General features: G+C 36.7%; 23 protein-coding genes. 2 read left to right on the forward strand and 21 right to left on the reverse strand.

What is annotated here, in order from left to right; translation table 11 throughout:
* Nucleotides 1-127: 127 nt before the first annotated feature.
* The 4 genes from ACSSWA_RS12270 to ACSSWA_RS12285 all read right to left on the reverse strand — a co-directional run bounded on the left by ACSSWA_RS12270 (nt 128) and on the right by ACSSWA_RS12285 (nt 4,517).
* Nucleotides 128-3,025 (reverse strand): TonB-dependent receptor, encoded by a 2,898-nt coding sequence (locus tag ACSSWA_RS12270; RefSeq protein ID WP_014856028.1) that lies wholly within the window; start codon nt 3,023-3,025, stop codon nt 128-130.
* A 98-nt stretch (nt 3,026-3,123) separates the two neighbouring features.
* The gene (locus ACSSWA_RS12275; protein WP_014856027.1) at nt 3,124-3,843 is read right to left on the reverse strand and encodes a FadR/GntR family transcriptional regulator; all 720 of its coding nucleotides are present in this window, start codon (nt 3,841-3,843) and stop codon (nt 3,124-3,126) included.
* A gap of 125 nt (nt 3,844-3,968) precedes the next feature.
* Complete coding sequence (locus ACSSWA_RS12280) at nt 3,969-4,169, reverse strand: GIY-YIG nuclease family protein (protein WP_014856026.1); 201 nt, start codon at nt 4,167-4,169, stop codon at nt 3,969-3,971.
* 102 nt (nt 4,170-4,271) lie between these two features.
* On the reverse strand, nt 4,272-4,517 hold the full coding sequence (locus ACSSWA_RS12285; RefSeq protein ID WP_422882426.1) for a GIY-YIG nuclease family protein: 246 nt from the start codon (nt 4,515-4,517) through the stop codon (nt 4,272-4,274).
* Between the two features lie 180 nt (nt 4,518-4,697).
* Between ACSSWA_RS12285 and ACSSWA_RS12290 the strand changes: the two genes are divergently transcribed.
* Nucleotides 4,698-5,732 (forward strand): tyrosine-type recombinase/integrase, encoded by a 1,035-nt coding sequence (locus tag ACSSWA_RS12290; RefSeq protein ID WP_437356854.1) that lies wholly within the window; start codon nt 4,698-4,700, stop codon nt 5,730-5,732.
* A gap of 187 nt (nt 5,733-5,919) precedes the next feature.
* Here the strand turns inward: ACSSWA_RS12290 and ACSSWA_RS12295 are convergent, their stop codons facing one another.
* The 15 genes from ACSSWA_RS12295 to ACSSWA_RS12365 form a co-directional block, all read right to left on the reverse strand.
* The gene (locus ACSSWA_RS12295) at nt 5,920-6,687 is read right to left on the reverse strand and encodes a cation transporter (RefSeq protein ID WP_437356912.1); all 768 of its coding nucleotides are present in this window, start codon (nt 6,685-6,687) and stop codon (nt 5,920-5,922) included.
* A gap of 26 nt (nt 6,688-6,713) precedes the next feature.
* A complete protein-coding gene (locus ACSSWA_RS12300) occupies nt 6,714-7,610 on the reverse strand; it encodes a cation diffusion facilitator family transporter (protein WP_437346680.1) in 897 nt (298 codons plus the stop codon).
* A gap of 19 nt (nt 7,611-7,629) precedes the next feature.
* Nucleotides 7,630-7,839: a GDCCVxC domain-containing (seleno)protein gene (locus ACSSWA_RS12305; protein WP_437356855.1), complete on the reverse strand. Its 210-nt coding sequence runs from the start codon at nt 7,837-7,839 to the stop codon at nt 7,630-7,632.
* Nucleotides 7,840-8,175, reverse strand: coding sequence for a YnfA family protein (locus tag ACSSWA_RS12310; protein WP_437356856.1), 336 nt, complete (start codon nt 8,173-8,175; stop codon nt 7,840-7,842).
* A 74-nt stretch (nt 8,176-8,249) separates the two neighbouring features.
* On the reverse strand, nt 8,250-9,773 hold the full coding sequence (locus ACSSWA_RS12315) for a T9SS type A sorting domain-containing protein (RefSeq protein WP_437346682.1): 1,524 nt from the start codon (nt 9,771-9,773) through the stop codon (nt 8,250-8,252).
* A gap of 90 nt (nt 9,774-9,863) precedes the next feature.
* Entirely contained in the window at nt 9,864-10,259 is a 396-nt protein-coding gene (locus tag ACSSWA_RS12320; protein WP_437356857.1) for a DUF302 domain-containing protein, read from the reverse strand.
* An 89-nt stretch (nt 10,260-10,348) separates the two neighbouring features.
* Nucleotides 10,349-10,825 (reverse strand): hypothetical protein, encoded by a 477-nt coding sequence (locus ACSSWA_RS12325; protein WP_437346684.1) that lies wholly within the window; start codon nt 10,823-10,825, stop codon nt 10,349-10,351.
* Between the two features lie 97 nt (nt 10,826-10,922).
* Nucleotides 10,923-11,492, reverse strand: a complete 570-nt coding sequence (locus ACSSWA_RS12330) for a hypothetical protein (protein WP_437346685.1) — start codon at nt 11,490-11,492, stop codon at nt 10,923-10,925.
* A gap of 126 nt (nt 11,493-11,618) precedes the next feature.
* Nucleotides 11,619-11,963 (reverse strand): hypothetical protein, encoded by a 345-nt coding sequence (locus ACSSWA_RS12335; RefSeq protein ID WP_437356858.1) that lies wholly within the window; start codon nt 11,961-11,963, stop codon nt 11,619-11,621.
* 81 nt (nt 11,964-12,044) lie between these two features.
* Nucleotides 12,045-12,386, reverse strand: coding sequence for a P-II family nitrogen regulator (locus tag ACSSWA_RS12340; RefSeq protein ID WP_437356859.1), 342 nt, complete (start codon nt 12,384-12,386; stop codon nt 12,045-12,047).
* Between the two features lie 110 nt (nt 12,387-12,496).
* The gene (locus ACSSWA_RS12345; RefSeq protein WP_437356860.1) at nt 12,497-15,598 is read right to left on the reverse strand and encodes an efflux RND transporter permease subunit; all 3,102 of its coding nucleotides are present in this window, start codon (nt 15,596-15,598) and stop codon (nt 12,497-12,499) included.
* Between the two features lie 12 nt (nt 15,599-15,610).
* Entirely contained in the window at nt 15,611-16,591 is a 981-nt protein-coding gene (locus ACSSWA_RS12350; RefSeq protein ID WP_437356861.1) for an efflux RND transporter periplasmic adaptor subunit, read from the reverse strand.
* 12 nt (nt 16,592-16,603) lie between these two features.
* Nucleotides 16,604-17,845 (reverse strand): TolC family protein, encoded by a 1,242-nt coding sequence (locus ACSSWA_RS12355; protein WP_437356862.1) that lies wholly within the window; start codon nt 17,843-17,845, stop codon nt 16,604-16,606.
* A 72-nt stretch (nt 17,846-17,917) separates the two neighbouring features.
* On the reverse strand, nt 17,918-18,337 hold the full coding sequence (locus ACSSWA_RS12360) for a hypothetical protein (protein WP_437356863.1): 420 nt from the start codon (nt 18,335-18,337) through the stop codon (nt 17,918-17,920).
* Nucleotides 18,334-18,699 carry an ArsR/SmtB family transcription factor gene (locus ACSSWA_RS12365; protein WP_437356864.1) on the reverse strand — a complete coding sequence of 122 codons (366 nt, stop codon included), beginning with the start codon at nt 18,697-18,699 and terminating at the stop codon, nt 18,334-18,336. Before ACSSWA_RS12365 ends, ACSSWA_RS12360 begins: the two co-directional genes overlap by 4 nt.
* Before the next feature lie 64 nt (nt 18,700-18,763).
* On the opposite strand from ACSSWA_RS12365, the gene ACSSWA_RS12370 reads away from it, so the two are divergent.
* Complete coding sequence (locus ACSSWA_RS12370) at nt 18,764-18,955, forward strand: tyrosine-type recombinase/integrase (protein WP_437346693.1); 192 nt, start codon at nt 18,764-18,766, stop codon at nt 18,953-18,955.
* Nucleotides 18,956-18,996: 41 nt separating this feature from the next.
* Here ACSSWA_RS12370 and ACSSWA_RS12375 read toward each other — a convergent pair whose 3' ends face one another.
* Both ACSSWA_RS12375 and ACSSWA_RS12380 read right to left on the reverse strand, forming a co-directional pair.
* Nucleotides 18,997-19,317, reverse strand: coding sequence for a hypothetical protein (locus ACSSWA_RS12375; RefSeq protein WP_437356865.1), 321 nt, complete (start codon nt 19,315-19,317; stop codon nt 18,997-18,999).
* 1 nt (nt 19,318) lies between these two features.
* The gene (locus ACSSWA_RS12380; RefSeq protein WP_437356866.1) at nt 19,319-21,622 is read right to left on the reverse strand and encodes a PriCT-2 domain-containing protein; all 2,304 of its coding nucleotides are present in this window, start codon (nt 21,620-21,622) and stop codon (nt 19,319-19,321) included.
* Nucleotides 21,623-21,655: the final 33 nt, after the last annotated feature.

Genomic DNA, 21,655 nt, shown 5'->3' on the forward strand with positions numbered 1-21,655 from the left:
TTTGGTGTATTCTATAATCAACAAGTTGCGCACGAACTAATGCAGGCAGAAGCAGCAGAAAAACTGCTACTGAAAATATTTTGTATTGATTAAGAAATTTCATTGGAACTATTAACTCCTTTATTTATTAAAATCTGATATTAACGCCCAGACGAAAATGTCTTGGTGTATTACCGTAAAGAAAACTTTCTATTTTCGTTACATACGGCGCATATAACATATCTGTCTCTAAATTTTCCCTGTCTTTAACATAAATCGATTTATATCTGTTATCCGGACTTTCCGAGAAAACATTATTGTAATCATATACTTTACTATTGAGCACATTAAAGGCTTCTAAATAAATTCCCAGGTCGACTTTACCCACTGTAAATTTCTTATCAATTCTGAGTCTCAGATCGTGCTCGTCCGGCGTTCTTCTGTTATTTCTCAACCCTTGGCCAGTTTCGTCATATGTAAAAGGTCTTCCGGTCTGGAATCTGTATATCATACTGAGAGATACATTGTTAAACGGATTTACTCCAAAGATAGAGACGCCCTTTTCAATGCTGTATTTCAAGCTTGCGAGCACTCTGTGCGTACGGTCAAAATCGAGGTAGATGTCTTCGGGCGCAGGCAAAGTGTTATTCTCAGGGTTAGTTTCATAATAAACCGCACTGTAAACGGGACCGATAGCGCTTGAATTTTTTCCCCTTACAGACTGCCAATTGTATCGTATAAATCCTGTAACAGCGCCTTCGTTTTTCTCAATGTTAATATGAAAGCCTTTAATATCGGCATATTCTCTGTTATTAAAAGTCTGATATAAATTTCCGCTTCGATCGACGTACACGGCATCCTGAACAAGGTTGCTAACGTCTTTAAGGTAGGCGCTCAGGTCAATAGAAAAACCAAACGGGAGCATCCGAACAATTCCTATATCATAGGATATGGTTTTTTCTGGTTTTAAATCAGGATTACCCAAGCGAGTAAAATTGGGTTCGGGAGAAATTTTTAGAGTTTTCAGAAAGACATACTGATAAGCCGGTCGCTGGGTAAACAGACCATAATTGAGATGCAACACGGTGCTTACGTCAATTGGGAAAGAAATACCGATGCGCGGTTGAAGCACGGATACCAATTTCGTGTTTTCCTTCGCGGCTAATTCTTCGCTATAGTACTTTGAAGTCGGATCGGTCGGGTCAATATTTGGATTTCGATATGGTGAAAATTTATCGAGATATGAGAATGTGTTAAAATTGTAGAAATCATATCTTAACCCGACGTTAGCTATCATACCTTCAAATTCAAGTTTATCCTGTATATAGAGCGCGCCTTCATAAGGGTAAGCATGATACTTGTCGAAGCGTACACTGGACGAGTTGGTAGCGCTCGACCGCCGGTCGACATCCATATCGTAATAAAAGAACTGGACGCCGGTTTTTAACAAATTATTCTTGTTGACCTGGCTTGTAACGCTGGCGTTAATGCTCAATGTATTAGTTTTACTCTTTCCCGACGACGTGTATAGGCTGCCGACAGTATGACCTGAGGGGTCTGTATAAAATCTCCAATTACTGTTGTCGTTGTATATAGTTGAATACTCATTATCTTTCAAAACATGAAGGTCATCTAAATCATCTGTCATCAACCAACCTATTTTAACATCCATAAATGTTGAGTTGCTGAATACATGGTTCCATTCAGCGCCCATTTGTAACGTATTCTGAGTATTAATTGTCAAATTAAAAATTGGGTCAAAATAACCGAAATAATCTCTGTGGAATTCATTTGCCCGTTGATTGCTATAGTTCAATATCAGTTTGAATTTATCCGATGATGATGGTCTGTACATCAAGGATGAAAGCATTTGTATATTCAAGTCTGGCTGAGAAGTAGGAAGGATAGGATTAATGACTTCGTATCTGCCTGCAACGAAGAGGGAAGTATTATTAGCCACTGGACCGCCAAGCGTAAAATCAACTCTGTAATCGGGTTTATCGTATTCAAGTCCGACCAATTTGAAAGCCTGCAACCATAAAGCTCTTACCAAGCTTGCGGTTCTGAGTGAATCCATACGACTCAGAGGGGGGCTGGGAGGCCAAGTAACTGGAACGGGAGGCAAATAATTTTCCGGAAAATTAATTCCAAAGTGAGTCCATAAAATTTTACCCGACGACGGATCTTTTCCGTCCAGCCACTCTTCCGGATTATACATCTTCTCGAAGAATGGATTATTCTCCCTACTATAAACACTCCCCCCCCAAGTCTTATAATATGAGTTAGTTGTCGCAACCTCAAATTTAGTTTCCCATCTATCAGTAGGTCCTTCCTTTGTAACCAGGTTAACCACGCCTGATTGTACGTTTCCATATTCAGCGCTAAATCCGCTTGTATAAACTTCAACTTGCTGGAATGCGAAAGCTATAGGTTCAAAAGAACGTGAATTATTCAGAGGATTTACAATTGAAGAACCACCGACCAGGTAGAGAGACTCTCCCGACCTTCCCCCTCTAAAATGGCCGTCTGATACATCCGCTTGCAGCGAAACGATATCGCCAACATCCGTAACGCCCGGCAGCGTTTCAATTTTTTCAATAGTATATGTTTGCTTTGTTGCAGTAAGATCCGACTCCACCTGATCTTTTTTATATCCGACTATATATACTTCTTCATAAGCGACAGTACTGAGAGATAACTGGAAATCCACCCTCGTAGTTTTGTCAACGTTTACTTCGACATTTGTCTGAAGTTGTTCATTATATCCCACGTAGGATGCCTTGACATTATAGTACCCAGGGGGGATATTTATAATGTAATATTCACCATCAATATCCGTTGCCGCTCCATAAGTATATGCTAGAGGCACCTCTTTACCTTCAACAATTTTTGAGACAATAATTATATTAGCGCCTATTAAAGGTTCCCCCGTTTCCTTATCAATTACTCTCCCTGATATTTTACCAGTTTCCCCGGCAAAAGTAACTTCACTGGTTATGAACAGAAGTAAAGTAATTGAAATTAGCAGTAGCAAAAATTTTTTCATTATTTAATTACCTCCAAATGATTATTTGTCGCGGTTAAATAAAGAGAAAATATTACCTATGTTGTAATATGTCATACATTAAGTTGAAAAAAAATTTTTTACTTTATTTTTTCTATGCGTATCATTTCTTTTGCGTGTTTTTTAGCTATAGTCAAATGTTCTTTCATCAAATCATGCGCTTTATCAGAATTTCCTTCAATAATTGCGTCCAAAATATATTGATGCCAAACAACGGCTGAATTTATTGCATCGGGAATATCATGAATTATTCTGCTTTTAATTTCCGGCATGAGGTTAAATATTGGTTTTAACATAAGTGGAAGGACTTTGTTTTTAGTAGCCTTTGCGATAGATACATGGAATTCCATATCAACACCTGCTAATTCTGCTGCAGAACCGCTAAAGGATTTTAGTTTGTTCAGAGCTTCGTTGATCCGCTCGATATCTTCACTAGTCCTATTTAAAGCGGCATATCGAGCTATTTCTGGTTCAATTATCAGTCTTGCTTCTACAATATCCAATATATATGAAGACCCGCTGTGGTACAACAGATAATTTTTTAATGGATTAGAAACACTATCCGAAGATATTTTTCTTACAAATATCCCTCTTCCTTTTTCAACACTAATCAATCCTTTGGCACTCAATGTTCTTAAGGCTTCTCTTACAGCAGTCCTGCTAACTGCAAATTGTTCGCAAAGTTCCAGTTCGGTTGGAAGACGGTCGCCGGGATTCAATATTTTCGAATTGATTGCTTCTTCAATTTCCTCGGCAACTTTCATACTTAAAAGTTCTTTATTCCCAACAGGATTAAACATACTATCCTTTTTTGTATTATGTCATACGTAATATTAACGGAAAAATCAAAATTTGTCAAGCGAAAAAATATTTTAAAGAGACTTTGAGGAAATTCTTAATCAATAGAGAGAGTAAATAGTATGTTCTAGACACCATATCTTCTTTTCATTGCTTCGGATTTGGTGGGGTAAACTTCAAAGTAGACAATTTCCCAGGGTATACCGTGTTTTGTCGAACGGCTATTGCCCGAATTATGTCTTTCGAGTCTTAATGACAAATTCTGAGTGTGACCAGCATAATATCTGTCTGCGGAATGCGAATAAATTATGTAGGTATACCATTGCATTGCGGCTAACCTTTTAAAACAAAAAACTCGCTCTGTTGGCGAGTTTTTCTTGCGGGGCCGACGAGACTTCCCGCCCCGGCGGGACGACCTCCTTCGTGTGTTCTAATTTCCTATTAGCTCCTCAATGTATTTTCTGCTCTTCTTTCTTTTGATTTCGTATTCTCTTTTCATTGCTTCGGATTTGGTGGGATAAACTTCAAAGTAGACAATTTCCCAGGGTATACCGTGTTTTGTCGAACGACTGTTGCCCGAATTATGTCTTTCAAGTCTGAATGATAAATTATGCGTGTGGCCAACATAATATCTATCCGTCGAAGATGAATAAATTATGTAGGTATACCATTGCATTGGGGCTAACCATTTAAAACAAAAAACTCGCCCTTTCAGCGAGTTTTTCTTGCGGGGCCGACGAGACTCGAACTCGCGACCTCCTGCGTGACAGACAGTGGGATTTCTGCAATCCTGCTGTCAATTCCCAGCTTTTCGGCAGTCGGTACATAGTCGGTACATCCTTGAAGGAGTATTATTATGTTTCTTTCAAGAGATACAAAATCACCGTATTACCAAGTTATCTATTTTGTAAATGGTAAGAGAACCAAAATTTCTACAAAGACAACCGACAAAAGGGAAGCGGAAAAATTTCTAAAATCCTTTACTCCTAAACCAAAAGAAAAGAAGGTTGAACCGGAAGAACCAAAAGAGAAAAAAGTTTCTATAAAACTCAGTAGCTTCGTTAAAGAATATAAAACTTATGTAAGCAATACTTATTCAGAAAAGTATCTTAAAAAAGCTGTCAAACCTTCTTTTGCAGCTTTACAAAAACACATAAAAGATATACCGCTTATTCATATATCAACAAGAATCATTGATCAATTTATATCCTCAGCCTCAGCAAGTTCCAAACATTCAGCGTCACTTTACCACCGCACCCTAAAAGCAGCATTTAATAAAGCTGTAGTTTGGAATTATCTTGAAGCTAATCCTTTCGATAAAATTAAAGCTCCCAAAGTTCCGCAATCCTTTCCTGTGTTTATTTCAGAAAGTGAACTAATTCTTATTCTTAACAATACTCAAATGCAGCTAATGAAAGATATTTTTACAACCGCATTTTATACCGGTATGCGTCTCGGTGAATTAGTTAATATGAAATGGAATTGGATTGACTTCACAGAAAATATCATCACTGTTAAAAACTCAAGTGAATTCAATTCCAAGAACAAGCGTGAAAGAATTATTCCTATTCATCAGAAAGTACAAACTATTCTGCAAACTCGTTATCAATTAGGAAGGTTTGAAAATACTCTTGTCTTTTGTCGTTACGAAGGAATAAAATTAAATGAGGATTTTGTAAGCAAACAATTTAAAAAAGCAGTAAGAGAAGCAAAACTAAATGATAAAATTCATTTCCATACACTCCGTCATTCTTTCGCTTCGGCTCTTGTTCAACGTGGAATTTCTCTTTATGCTGTTAAAGAATTATTAGGTCATGGAAATATTAAAACAACTCAAATTTATTCTCATTTGCAGAAGGATAACTTAAGAGAAGCAGTCAATCTGTTATAGTCACATATCGCAATAATATCTACTATGCATATATTCCTATTTCTTACACGACAAATACTTTGAACGGGTTATCTTGTGTTTACTTTAATATGTAATAACTTTATCAGCAGATATAGCTAAATCGGTAAGTTCTTTGACATTACTATGTTCGGCGTTTTCGATTAACTTAGAATTCTTTTTATGAAAATTATTTGGCGAGTTTCAAAATCCTAAACGAACCCCGTATAACAACACTAAAAACAATTGCTCCGATAATTAAATCGGGTATTTTTGAATTAAGCAAACTCACCAGTATACCGGCTGCAATAACTCCGCCGTTTACAATTATATCGTTCGAAGTGAAAATCATACTTGCCTGAACGTGTGCTTCTTTACTTTTTGTTTTCTGCAGAATTATCAGCGAAGCGACATTACCGATCAATGCAAAGATTGAAACTATTATCATTGTTTGGAAATCGGGCAAGCCCTCAAATCCGATGAATCTCCTCACAACTTCGATAAACCCAATTACAGCTAAGGTAAATTGAAAATAGCCGGCTAACTTTGCTACTAACTTTTTCCTTGAGATCGCTTTACCGACTGCAAGCAGACTCAACCCGTAAACAGCGGCATCGGCAAACATATCGAGTGAATCGGCAACAAGTCCCATCGATTTTGAAATCAATCCGGTTGTCATTTCTATAACAAAAAATGCAAAGTTGATGATCAGAACAGTCCACAAGAGTTTGGTCTGATTCGATTCTTCGGCGAGAATGCTTTTCGACTCGTCGATTGGTTTGCATTCAATTAAAGATGAATCCAAATTCAACTCATCTATGCTTTCGGTTATTTTTTCATTATCATCCGAATGAATTACGGATAGAGTTCTGTTAGTAAGATCGAAATCTAATTTTTTGATATTACTCAAACTTTCCAATTTCATTCTTACCATCTGCTCTTCGGCGGAGCAATCCATTTTTGAAATTCGGTAAGTCGATTTCGTTAAATATGATTCTGATTGCAATCTTTATCTCCCGGTTCTTCTATTTGAATTGTTGTATGCACTATATTGAATTTATCTCTGAGAGCTTCGCTTATTTTGTTAATTAGCTCATTGCTGCGACAGTTTTCTTTAGCTACTGCGTGAACAGTAAGAGCGGTTTCAGTAGTACTCATTGCCCAAATATGCAGATCGTGAAAGTTCTCTACTTCCCGTAAAGAATTAAGATAATTTTCAACCTCTTCTTTGTCTATGTCTTTAGGAACGGCATCGAGCGCTAAGCTTGTGGAATCTTTCAGTAAATCCCAGGTGCCCCAAAATATAATCAATGCTATTACAATACTTACTACCGGATCGAGCCAGTACAAATTTGTAAAAGTTAACACAACTCCCACTATTACAACGCCGAGAGAAATTCCGGCGTCGGCAGCCATATGAAGAAACGCACCTTTTATATTTAAGTCCTGCTTTCTACCGGAGAAAAAGAGAAATGCGGTTGCTGCATTGATCACAACACCTATTCCGGCAACTATCATAATTGTGGTTCCTTCAATTTGCTGTGGTTCGGCAAATCTCCCGATTGCTTCCCAAATTATTATTCCGATAGCGACCAAAAGAATCATTGCGTTTAAGAACGCTGCAAGTACGGAAGATTTTTTTAATCCGTAAGTATATTTTTCAGTTGTGGATTTTTTAACCAGATAACTCGCTACCCAAGCAATTACTAATCCCAGAACATCGCTAAGGTTATGCCCGGCATCGGCAATCAAAGCTAATGAGTTTACTATTAAGCCGTATATTACTTCAACAACTATATAAACAATATTCAATGCAATACCGATTGCGAATGCTTTGCCGAAATCTTTTACTTCGTGCGTATGCGAATGATCTTGTGACATCTTACCTTCTTTTATTTTTTCAACAACCTTTATTCTCTTTCTGTTTTGGCGGACAAACAACCGAACCGTATGAACAGAAAACGCAGCAGTCGCCTTTCAAAGGTTTTAATAATTGCTTGCAGTTTTCGCACTCGTAAAAATGCATACAAGCATCTTCCGGCATTATCAGCAGTTTTTCAAATCCGCAATTGGGGCATTTTATAGTTGATTCATAAATTATATTTTTCATTTAAACACTCCTCGGTGCGTACATAATGACAGCTATTCCCACAATACAAATTGCAGCGCCGATCAAATCATAATTATCGGGGGCTTTGCCGTCAATTGTCCAGCCCCATAAAATCGACATTACCACAAACACACCGCCATAAGCCGCGTAAATTCTGCCGAAGTTAAGAGAGGATTGGAGTGTAGGAATAATTCCGTAAAAAACTAAAATTATTCCGCCGATTAACCCAAGCCAGATACTTCCTTCTACACGCAGCCAAAGCCAAACGAGATAACCGCCGCCAATTTCGGCAAGTCCGGCAAGGAAAAATAAAAATATCGATTTTATTAACAACATAATCTTTCCCGTTATAAATCAAATAAAGGGCTAATTAAAAAACACCTCCCAATTCATGAGAGGTGCTAATAAAATTATTTAGCAAGCGTCATTTTCTTTACAACTTTAGTATTTCCTACTGTTAGGCTATAGAAATAAATACCTGAACTAATATCCTGCCCTTCAAAATTCACTTCATGAGTTCCTGCTTGTAAAATACCATCAGTGAGGGTTGTAAGTTTCTTTCCTAAAACATCGTATATACTTAAATTTACTTCAGATGCACTTTTAAGTGTAAATTCAATGGTTGTAGACGGATTGAATGGATTCGGATAATTTTGCTTTAAAACAAAATCAGATGGAATTTCAGCCCCATCACTTGTTTCAACACCGGTAACTTTGTCGGCTGTTACAATTACATACTGATATAAATCTTCGCTTGAATATGTAATGGTGTTTGACTCCTGATCTACTGAAACATTGCTAATCGATTTCCAATTATTGTCGGCTCCATCCCAATATTTTACTTCAATAGAATTTTCGTCAACTTCATTTCCTTGAATTTGAATATCGTTATAATGGAATTGGAAATTAGATTGACTGCTGAATCCCATATGATTGTTGAAACCATCTCCGCACATATTATTACCGTTTTCACCGAAAGCACCGAATTCATAAGCCATAAAAGCGCCCTGACCTTGTGCGTTAGGAATATTGTTAGGATATAATTCCAACATTTGAGTAAATAAATTATTAGGCATCATACCGCCGCCATGATGTCCGCCGCCTTGATTCCATCCCGGCATTACCGTAAAGTGATCTTCAGCATCATAAGGATTATGAAATCTTCGTTGATCGTTCATATCGTTGGTTATCCAGCCGCCGCCAATTCCATTTCTGAAATTGCTTGAATCAATCCAAACTTGTCCGTTAATTTTATAAACTACGATAATATCAAAATTAACTCCGTCGATTAATCCACCTTCAATAGTGACAGTTTCACCGTTCTCAGGTCTTACAGCGCCTGATTCCGGTTGGTACCACCAAGGACCAAAATTCAAGAAATAGTCAACAGTGGTATCATTATCTACATCCAGATAGTAATGATTCATAAAAAATGTAGTATCAACCAATGCTGTTCCTTCTTTTAAAACATATTCAAGGGTATCGTGCCGTGTTCCAAAAGTATGACCTCCACAGCCTCCATCATGACCACCGCTGCCGTGCCCGTCGAAATTATTCCAATATGAATAATACGGCTCTCTCCAAAACTCACCATTTATTTCGTAAACAACTAAGGTGCTGATTTCTAGGTTAGTAGATTCGTGTAAGCCGCCGGTAACGGTAACTTGTTCACCATCTGTAGGTCTAACTACATTAGAACTGTCCGGTTCGTACCAATATGGTCCGAAATTTAAGTAGTAGTCTTCGGTTCCGTCATTGTTTGTATCTAAGAAATATTGCGAATGCTGAAAATCATTCTGTATAATGACGGTTCCCGATAAAGTTGTTTCTGTTAATGAATCGGGATCGAAATTACCGTGCCCGCCTCCGTGCATCTGTGCTTTGACTGTAATTAGTAATGCTAGTGAAAAGAATAATGTTAATAGATGTTTCATTTTATTTCCTCCCTTTGAGATTTGAAAAATAATTAATGATGTTTTACAGACAACAAATCTGAAATTTCACAAAGTATAGAACAGTTCAATTTATAGACTGTCAATTACGTTTTTCAATTTGCTTTGAATTGTCTCTGCAACCTCACCAAGTTTATCATTATTTACTGCTTGCATTGATGCAATCGGATCTATGACTGTAACAATAGTTTCGTTTTGCTCATTTACATAAACGATTACATTGCAAGGAAGCATTAAGCCGATTTGTTCTTCCGATTGAAGCGCTTTATGAGCAAACGGCGGATTGCAAGCGCCAAGAATTTTATACGGCTTGAAATCTACATCAAGCTTTTTCTTTAGTGTTTCTTTAACATCAATTTCAGTTAGAATGCCGAAACCTTCCTTCTTTAATTCTTCGGTTACTTTTTCAATTGCTTCTTCGTAACCGAGGTTAACTACTTTTGAGAAGCCATAATTTGTTTGTGACATTTTTTGTTACTCCTTTTTGAATTATTTTACATTGTTTCTTAATTATTTACCCAGGGAGAAGCATTTGCTCACTCATATTTATATAAATTTCAGCCCTTACCTAATATTATGTTTATTGGGATAAACACACCAACTTTAAGACCCCAGTCAATTTTATCTGCGGGTGTGAAAAGGAATAAAAATCCGTTTCCACCATTAAATTTGAAATTTGGTCCACCCTGAAGTATAAGTTTTTCATCATCAAACATATACTCCGCAGAAATAACCGCCGAAATCGGTAACGGTTTATTAAAAGGTATAAACCAATATTCATTAAAAGAGTATATACTGTTTGTAAAAGGTGTGTAACCAAGAGAAAAATAGGTACGTTTATCAACTAATGCACCAACTTCCCCGTGGATTCGTACAAATTCTTTTCTTGTACCTTCAAAATCATAAATCACTAATGGATTAACTCTAATTCCGGCAATTACTCTATATTTTTCATTTTCCTGTGCATTAACAATAGACGCAATAAATAATATTATAAATATTGTAAATGCGGTTTTGTTTTTTATCTGTTTCATAATATTTCTTGTATTGGTTAAAGAATTCAAGTATTATTTTATAAACCCTCCCGCTGATTTATTCAGCGGGAGATTCCTCAATTAATTATTGATCATATTACCAGCAGCAACGGTCTCTCATTCCGTGATCCCGATGAGCGCAGCCCCATCCATAATCCATATATCCGTGGTCTCTCGTTCCATAATCCATATAACCGTTGTAATTCCAGCCCCAGATATCACACCAATTATCATAAACTGAGTTGTTATAATAGGGTAATTGAGTTTTGCCGAATATATTTCTTATTTTATTTGCGGCTTCCGTCTTTAAGCTGTAGATATTATCTTCAATATTTCTCAACTCGGTTTGATATTCTCTTATACGTTGTCTGCTGATTTCATCCTGCTGCCGGTAATTAAAGTATTCATCTCTAACCGAATTATATTTTTCAATTTCCGGTTGTATTAATGCATCATATTCAGCTTTTATTTTATCTACCCGGCTTATTTGGTCATCATTAAGCCGATACTGTTCCGGAACATTGGTATTCAGGTAAGAAGAATCATAAGTATGATTCGTAGAGTTATTTTCCTTTGGATGCTCTTGCGCAAATAATGTTAAAGATACAAGCAGAACTGCAAAAACAATTGCAATTCCGGCAAACCATTTTTTATTTAAAGGTAACATTGTATTACTCCTTGTAACTTTTTATAAATTATAAATATTATTATTATATGCTTTATTATATACTTTTAAGATATAAGGGATAATTTGAAAAGAGAGAATGCCTGTGCATCCCGAGAAGGAGTAATATCAAATCAGAAAAGCGCTGTTGAAAAGATATATTTTGTTGGTTTTTTGCGGAATGTAGAAATGTTTAATATCTAATTGATTATATGAATTACGTTGTATGTTTATCCCGTCAATAGAAGCGGGGAAAAATGATTTCCCGACTTTCAGTTTGGATAAATCACTTAGCGCAGTTTTACCGGTTTCAGTTTTTATTACTTTTACCAGTTCACAATAATCTTGTGAAGCCGGAATTTCATCTGCAATAGTGAACTGTCCCATTTCAGAATAGACGAACCAAAATAATAATGGCGCTAAAACTAAAACAGTTACCGATAACGCACGATATTTTAATAAATATTTAATCATTTCTATAGAGTAAGATGCAACAAATCAATAAAAGATTCATGATTATTCTATTCCATTTTTATTCCTATTTAAGCGTCCATATCAGATTGCTTCTTCTCCTCTTTCATTCGTACGAATCTTGATAGTGTTGCTCACCTCAACTACAAATATTTTCCCGTCGCCGGGGTTGCCTGTATGGGCAATTCGTTGAATAGTATCCACAACTTCATCGACAATATCATTATGAACAACTAATTCCAGTTTCACTTTTTCAACATAATCGTGCAATCCTTCTCTTATTGCATCCTCGGAATCCTTAGCTTTTGATTTTCCGAAACCTTTGATCTCAGAAATTGTAATTCCGGGCAGTCCTTCAATTTTATGCAAAGCTGTAATTACATCATCTAATTTGAACGGTCTTATTATTGCTTTTATTTCTTTCATTTTTATTCTCCCATTATTCTATCTTACTTCTTACTTAGAGCAACCTCGAAGGAATTACCTTCGAGGTTTATTATATATTTAGTATTCGTGCTAATTAGTGAAATTAGTGTCTACATTTCACCTGTCCTTACTTTAACCGGGAACCACTTATACAATGCCGGCAAAACAATCAACGTAAGTATAGTAGAAGTAAACAACCCGCCGATAACAACCGTAGCAAGCGGTCTTTGAACTTCACTTCCGGTGCCGGTTGCAATAAGCAAGGGCATTAAACCCAGCATTGTTGTAAGAGCCGTCATCAATACCGGGCGTAGTCTAAGTTTCGCACCTTCAATCGATGCTTCATCAATTGGTATTCCTTCGCGCAGCAATTGATTCAGATATGTAACGAGTACCATTCCGTTCTGCAGAGCAATACCAAATAACGCAATAAATCCGACTGAAGCTGGCACTGAAAGGTTTTGATCGGTTAACCAAAGCGCGATGATTCCGCCAACAAGAGCAAGCGGGATATTTATAAATATCAGCAAGGTATTCTTCATTGAATTGAAGCTGGAATAGAGCAAGAAGAATACAATCAATAAAGTAATCGGGATGACAATTGCAAAACGTTTGTTCGCTTCCTGCTGCAGTTTATACTGCCCGCCCCAGGTTGTGTAATAACCAACCGGTAAGTTTACCTTTGCGTCAATTTCCTGCTGAGCTTCTTCAACAAAACCCCCGATATCTCTACCGACAACATTACATTGAATTGTAATAAAACGTTGATTCTGCTCGCGTGTAATTTGACGCGGTCCTTCTATTTCTTCAATATCGGCAACCTGGCTTAACGGAACTTGCATTCCCGTCGGTGTGCTTATCAGAAGTTCTTTAATAGCAGCTTTGTTATTTCTGTATTCCGGTGCTAATCGTACAAAAATATCGAAGCGTCTAATACCCTCGAAAATTTGTCCGGCAGTTTCTCCACCGATGGCTGTCTTAATAACCTGTTGTACATCTGCAAGATTTAAACCGTAGCGAGCAATTAAGTGACGGTCGACAGTGATTTTAAGCTGCGGTTTTCCGCTTATCTGGTCAACCTGAATATCGGCTGCACCCCTTACATTTCTCAGCACTCCTGCTACCTCTTCAGCTTTTGATTTTAATAATGCAAGATCTTCTCCAAAAAGTTTAACTGCAAGTTCGGCTTTAACACCTTCCAATAGTTCATCAACGGTCATTTGTATTGGCTGAGTAAAGTTTACAAGCACACCTGGAAAGTTTTCAACTTTCTGTCTAATTTCTTCTTCGATTTTTTCCTGTGTCATTCCGGGTCGCCAATCTTCTTCATCTTTAAGAAGAATATACATTTCAACACTGTTAATCGGATCGGTATGTGCGCCTACCTCACCTCTTCCTATTCTGCTCACTGTTCCGGCTACCTCTTCAATCTTCATAATTCTTTTTTCAACTTTTAGAGCAGTTTCCTTACTGTATTCTAAGGAAACAGATGGTGCAAGAGCTAATCTTACAATAAGGGTTCCCTCTTTTAATGTAGGCGTAAATTCCGAACCCAACCTGGGATAAATCAATACCCCGGCCATCAGAATCAATATCCCCAGCATCACTGCGGCAATGCGGTTCTTAACGAAAAACTTAATAACCGGACTATATATTTTCAGTAACATCCGAATTAAAATATTTTCTTTCGGTTTATCCCCAACAGTTTTTTCGTTTTTCTTTTTAAGTAGAAACGAAGAATATACCGGAGCCAAAAGCATTGCAAAAATTAAAGACCCAAACATAGCAAGTGCAATTGTGTATGCAAGTGGTCTGAAGGTTTTGCCTTCAACACCATGCAAGGTAAACAAAGGTATAAAAACAGTAATAATAATTATTATTGAAAATAAAATGGGGCGCAAAACTTCCTTACTAGCCTTCGCAACAATATGAATGAAGTTTTCATCTTCCGGTGATTCTCGTTTTAACCTATCTACATTTTCAACAAGTACAATACTCCCGTCCACCATCATTCCTATGGCAATTGCAAGCCCACCGAAGGACATTAAGTTGATAGAAATACCGAAATACTCCATCCCGATAAATGTGAACAAAACGGAGAACGGAATTGAAACTGCGACAACAATACTCGGTCTTATCGATCCCATAAACAAAATCAATACAATTGCAACAAGGGCAATTCCCTGCAGCAACGCATTAGTGACCGTATTTACAGCAGCTTCAACAAGCGATTTCTGTTCGTAATAAGGAACAATCTTTATTCCTTCGGGAAGAGTTTTGTTTATCTCTTCCATCTTCTTTTCAACATTGCTTATAACAGTTGAGGAGTTTGTTCCAAAAAGTTTAACAACCTGACCGGCAACTATTTCCTCAATACCGTTTCTTGTCTGAAGGCCTCTTCTTACCGCTCCGCCGATTTTTATATCCGCAACTTGACTTAAATAAATGGGAGTTCCGTCTTCGGATTTAACGACAATGTTTTCCAAATCTTCTATTTTCGTAGCTAACCCAACCGAACGAACTAAAAATTCTTCGGCATCTTTTTCAATAAATGATGCGCCTACATTCAGATTGTTTTTCTTAATTATTTCTACAAGATCATTCACTGCAATATCGTATCGGAGCAATGCATTGGGGTCAACAACTACGTGAAATTGTTTTTCCCATCCGCCGATACCGAGTACTTCAGTAACTCCGGGAACGGTTTGTAGCTGGTACCTTATTATCCAATCCTGTATTGTTCTAAGTTCGGTAAGGGAATAATTGCCCGTTGTATCCTCAAGATAATAAAACAGCACCAAACCCATTCCGGTTGAAATCGGTCCCATCTGAGGTTCCCCGAATCCTTCCGGTATTTGTTCGCGAGCCTCTTGTAATCTTTCGTTAACAACCTGCCGTGCAAAATATATATCGGTTCCATCTTCAAAGTAAATGTTAACAACCGACAAACCAAAGTTTGAAACTGAACGAATATTTTTCAAATTCGGCAACCCATTCATTGCTGTTTCTACCGGAAAGGTAACATACTTTTCAACTTCTTCCGGCGCTAAACCTTCAGTTTCTGTAAAAACCTGAACCAATGATGGAGATACATCCGGAAATGCGTCAATGGGTAATTTATTATAACTTAAGTAACCGCCGGCAAAAACAACCAAAGCCAATACAGTAAGGAGCAAACGGTTATTAAGTGCAAAATCTATAATTTTATTCATTGTTTTCTCCTATTAATGTTCGTTACCGCCACCAAACGATTCTTTTAATAATTCCGATTTAATTACAAAAGCTCCTTCGGCAATGTAAGTTTGCCCGGCATTCAAACCGGTTAACACTTCGGCGTAATTTGTATTCGTTTTTCCAATAGTTACCGGCTGTGGTCTGAAACCTTCACCCTCTTTTACGAACACGACTTTCTGTCCTTCGAAGTTTTGAATTGCGTTGAGAGTTACGGCTTGGTCAACTTCAACAAAATCGGTAAGTACTTTCCCCGTTATAAACATACCGGGTTTCCAGTAACCGGACGAATTATTCAAACGTACTCTTGCCGTTGCCGTGCGGGTATGTTCATCTACAGTAGGACTTATATAGAATATTTTTCCATTTACGGCATTTTTAATATCGTTAAAATAAACTTGAGCGCTCTGCCCTATTTTTATTTTATTAAGATCTTTTTGATACACGTTCAATTCTGCCCAAACCGAACTTAGATCTGCAACGGTAACAATATGTTTGTCGTCGCCGATCAATTCTCCGGGGGTCATATGAAGATCGAGAACAACTCCGTCGATTGATGATTTAACTTCGTATGTAACAAGACTTTCGTTGCTTTCGATAACAGCAATCACTTCATCTTTTTTAACATTATCACCAATTTCTTTATAAACGCTTTTTACTACACCGGCAAACCTCGGAACAATATGAGCAAGTTTACCCGGGTCGGGTACAATTTCGCCGGTTAAATCGGTATGCATCTGTAATTTTTTTGAACCGACTTTATCAAGTTTAATTCCGAGTTCGTTAATTTCGGTATCGGAAAGAGCTACAAGTTCTTCTTCGGTATGTTCTTCTCCTGCTTCTTCGGTATGCCCGGCTTCTTCCAAATGAACATCTTCACTACTTTTACCAAAAAATGTCACCGCCGCAAGGGTTAGAACCACTCCGACAGCAATACCAATAATTAAGAATATATATTTATTTTTCTTTTCCATTTCATTGATTCCTTAATTTATTTCCTTTGCAATTAGTCCTTCTATTTCGATTTGAGTTGAATGAATTTGCCCGATAATATTCAGATACTGATTCTGAAGCTCAAACAATGTTCTTTCAGCATCCAGCACGTCAATTATGGCAAACCTTCCTACGAGATTTCCTTCTTTGATTATTTGGAAAGCGTCTTCTGCTTCCGGTATTGACTCGCCGCTTAACTGATCGGCGGTCTCTATTAATGTGTTCAACCTCTCATAAAGAACATTTAACTGCAGAGTTAACCTGTTTTTAACAGAAAAGTATTCTCTTTTCTTTTGATCGAGACGAATTTTTGCTTCTTGAATTGCGCCTTGATTTCTATCGAAGATAGGAAGCGGTATCGATGCTCCGATCAAAAATGTGTTAGCCTTTGCGTCATTCAATCTTCTGATTCCGGCACTTATTGTTAAATCGGGTACTGCTTTCGATTCTTCGAGATTTACAATCGCGGTTTGTTTGTCGTATTCGCTTTCATATCTCTTGAGTTTAGGATTATTAGTCAACTGGTTTAAGAGTGAGTCGTAACTCGGAATATCAACTGGGTATTCAAGTTCGCCAATGAGTTCGTCTATAGTTAAATCCGGCTGATATATCAGCGAGAGTAACTCCGATTTGTAATTTTCATATTCGGATTTCAAACGGTTCAAATCAATCTTTAGTGAGTTTAGAATTATCTTAGCCCTTGATACTTCAGCCGGAGAGATTTTACCGGCATCAACGCGTTTCTGCAGATTTGCAATAAACTCTTTCGATACTTCTATAAGTTCTTCATTTTTTTCAATGAGAAGTTGAACGGCTAACGCCTGTTGAAATGCTTTTCTTACAGCCGTAATAATTTCTATTCTCTTTGTTTCATAATCCCATTCAGCCAGCGAGATGTTCGTTTCGGCAACTTTAACCCGTTTGCTTATCTTGCCGGCAAGTAAAATATCCTGGCTCAAGACCGCTGTTATTTCACTGTTATTGAAACCGTTGAAGTCTTTACTTCCTAATATATTTTCGGCTTCAACTTCAAACTCGGGATTAGGCATTAAACCGCTCTGCAGCTTTGCCGCTTTAAGCGCATCTATTTCATAGCGTAAAGTTTTCAGTTCGGGATTATTCTGAACCGCTAATGAAACAGCTTTTTCAATAGTTAATTCACCGTTTGTTTGTCCGACTGTAGATAAAGACAGAAGACTAAACAGAACGAATACTATACACATTACTCTGTGCATAAAAACTCCTTTAGTTTTTACTCTAATAATTTTTTAGAATGTTTTTAGGTTAAATAAAGCTTATGGTTAGCATCAAATGATGAGTGATACTGTAGTGTAATTCTCTAAGGTTTGATCTATTAATTGATAAAAATTATTTGAATAGAATTTGTCTTTATTGTTATAAGTTTCTATTGGTATAAAAGCAAAGGTAGTAATGTAAGTGGATAATACAATTTTACTTTTGGGGAGAAACTGCTCTTCTTCAAAGCAGTTTTCTTCTAAAGATACATCTTCGCAACATTGTTGTTTTATTTCTACACCATCGGTCTGATCAAAATAATTTACGTTATTACATTCGGTACAGTCATCTACTTTTTCTATTGCTATATGACCATCACTGCCAATGCATAAAACATACTCGGACATCAAGTTGTGAGCAAATGTCAGATGACTGATGAATATCAACAATAAAAGTATGTGAGTTACTTTATTTAGAAAATTGTAATTCATTTCTCTTCAGTATGTTCTTTAATTTTTTCAATCGCATCATTGATATGTTTATCGTCAATGGAATAAAAAACCATTTTACCATCTTTTCTATATTTAACTAATCTCGCATTTCTTAATAATCTTAATTGATGCGAAACAGTTGAAACATTTGAGTCCACCGCCGCTGCAAGATCGCAAACACAAAGTTCGCTGTTAATAAGTGATAGAACAATTTTCAAACGAGTTGGTTCCCCAAGTAATTTGAAAATTTCCGCCATCTCGAGAACTTGATCAGTATCGGCAATTTTCTTTTGGGCTTGCGCGACTTTCTTTTCATCAACAATTTCAACTTCGCAAACCGGCGCAATCTTTTCTTTTTTCATTCCCTAATGTAATTATATTTGCACATATGTGCAAATGTTATAGCTAAAGCAATAAGGTTTTCTTTTGAGAAGAATTTTTAATCCTCTGCGGTACATTTTTCGTCATTCCTTTTCTTACGCATTAGTTCAACGCGGTATTTCACGTTATGCAGTAAAAGAATTACTAGGTCACGGTAACATAAAAACAACTCAAACGTGTCCGCCTTTGGCGGATTTATTATCATCTTCAAAAAGAAAACCTATTGGAAGCGGTTAATTTATTATTAAAATATACGCCTTAAGCGTACTCTTTTTACTTTAAGAGTACGCTTCAACATTTACCCTTGAATGTTCCGTTTTCTTTTCCAAAACGTTACTTGAGCCGTTATTTTTTATCCCTTTCCTATTAGGATTCTTACCCATACGGTAGAGGTATAGCGGACAATCTGTAATAATACATTCTCGAACTTCTTTTTTAGAACCGCCCGAGCAATCAAAACAATGTTTCTTTATGGCTTTCACTGGTGTTAAGTGCATTTTTGTATTCCTTATATTTTTAATCATAAACTCTTGGCCGCAATTTCCTGTCAAAATTTTACCTGATAAATTCCATGCATAATTTCCGTCCATCCTGTCCAAACTATGCAGCTTCCTTTTCTTCTTTCTTATAAAACCTAATATTCCTTTTCCCACCGGATTTACTTTCCTGTACCTCATAGTTTTTAACCTTACCCCAAACCTTCAACCACCTGGTAAACTTGCTTTGAGTGAGTTTGTCGAAATCTTCATACTCTTTCTTGAAGCTTTCATATAATTCTTTCTTTTCATACTCTTTACCGATTTCAACTTCATCTTCAGCAAACTCAACGAATTCTTGACACGTTTCATCAATCATTTTTTTCTTATCAAGATTTATAAATTCATAAGTAACCAGTCCCTTCTTAAGGTATAACTGCAGACATCCAATCATAAAATTATCAAAGTCGCTCCATTCATCATCAGTCCAGCTACCGAAGAACGGCTTACCAAAATCATCTACCGGACGATGAGATTTATTGTAATAATCCGAAAACTCAATAATAAACTGTCTGTCAATCGTTGAATCATCAACACCGGAAATCGAAAAGTTTGTTGATATAACTACTTTTGGCGATTCGTCATAGCTAAGATGAATCTCATCTTTGTTTTTTCTCTCAATAGTAATACCGTCGGTAATGATTGAGAACAATCTTTCAAACGGAAATTTCTCTCTAATATCTTCGAACCCAATAATATTTGTATCTGCCTTAACTCTCTGGAAAGCAAAATTCTTTGAAGGATTAAAATTTCTCCCATCTTCAACTACTACATTCCTCACTTTAGATATTGATTTTATAACAAGTCCTTTCCCGCTTCTGCCAAATGCACCGTCACTTAGTTTTTCATCTATAAAAACAATGGATTTTGTAATTGAAGGATCTTTATAGGTATGCAATAAATAACCAATTGCACTTTTTAATGCCTCGTATCTTTTAACTTCGCTCCGGCAAACATTAAACAGAAAATCTTCAAACACACTTCGCTTACTGCTTTCAACAAAGTTTCGATCTATAATCTGCTTCTTCCAGATGTGTTTGTTAAGTTCCTTATAGCTGTGAAAATCAATCTTACTTACGCTTACTTCAACAAAACCATTCTTGAAATAAAAGTAACCTTTATCAAAAGTGTCCTTATTAAATTCAATATTCTTTGTGATCAAAAATTCAAGAAACTGTTGTGTGAAGAGCTGATTAGCAGATTTTATCAAAGCATCAATTATCTCGTTCCGGCTTGTTCCTTCAAATTCTTCCGTAGCCATCCGTTCCAGATAATTCATAACAAATTCTTTTACATCAATGCTGTCGATTTCTTCAACTATGTTGTTTTCAACTCTTACAAATAGATGATTAGACTCTATCTTATATTTACAGAAACCTTCACTTTCCAGAAATTTCTTAAATCGAATCCGTGAGATTTTTATCTTTTCATTTTCACGAACCCAAAATTTTATTACCGGCTTTTTCCAGCCGTATATTTCAGCAATATGATAAATGGTTCCTAATGTAACCCTGCCATCATAGTCTTTAACAAGCGACTCAAATTTCTTCTTCAACTCAAGTTCGGTGTCATTATAGCTTGGGTTTTTAAGACTCATTTCAATAAAATACTTTTCGCCCTGTGCACCCAATGGTACTAAAGCAAAGCCTATTTTATACCATTCCTCATAACTTCCATCCGGTAAATTTTGTGAAAGATAATCAAGTGCATTTTCCAATCTTGCCTTGTCATAGTAGACACTTTCAGCTTTTCTACCATCTTTAGTTTTTTTCACTTTGCTCTCTGCGCTTTGCGCCTCTATCACACAAAACTTTTCTAGGCACTCAATCACTTTATCTAATTCAACAAAGGAGGGAGGCTCTTCTGGGTTATCAAAGTAGAAATTATAAATACCACCACTTTCGTGCATAGAAGGAGGTAAAGCTGTTTGACAGTCTTTCCACCGTAATTCAAGATGTTTGCAGTAACTATCTTTCTTTAACTTAAATTTATAAACTGCTTTATCGCCACCTAACTTATCAAGACGTTCAGCATTTTCTTTAACCCTTATATAAATATGAAATCCTTCACCGCTCCCGCTCTGCACAACCCAACAATATTTTTCCGGTAATCCCAATTCTTGTAAAATCAATTCATTAATCTCAAAATCCTCAACAGCATCTAAGTCAAGGCACCGCCAATCATTAATGCCTTGTATTCCGCCAAGACCGGTAGAACCGCTCCAATTCATCTTTTCAATATCATCTTCGGTTTGTATCGTATTTAGCCATCTGTCCCATTCAATCATTGGTCTTTTACCTTTCAGAGGCAGTATATTTATTCCCATTCTACTTTTATAATTTTTAGCTAATTTTTTATATGTACTCATAATATTACTCCGTTAAATATTTTCTAAAAACTC

It is taken from the genome of Melioribacter sp. Ez-97, assembly GCF_051488665.1.
Lineage (GTDB): Bacteria > Bacteroidota > Ignavibacteria > Ignavibacteriales > Melioribacteraceae > Melioribacter.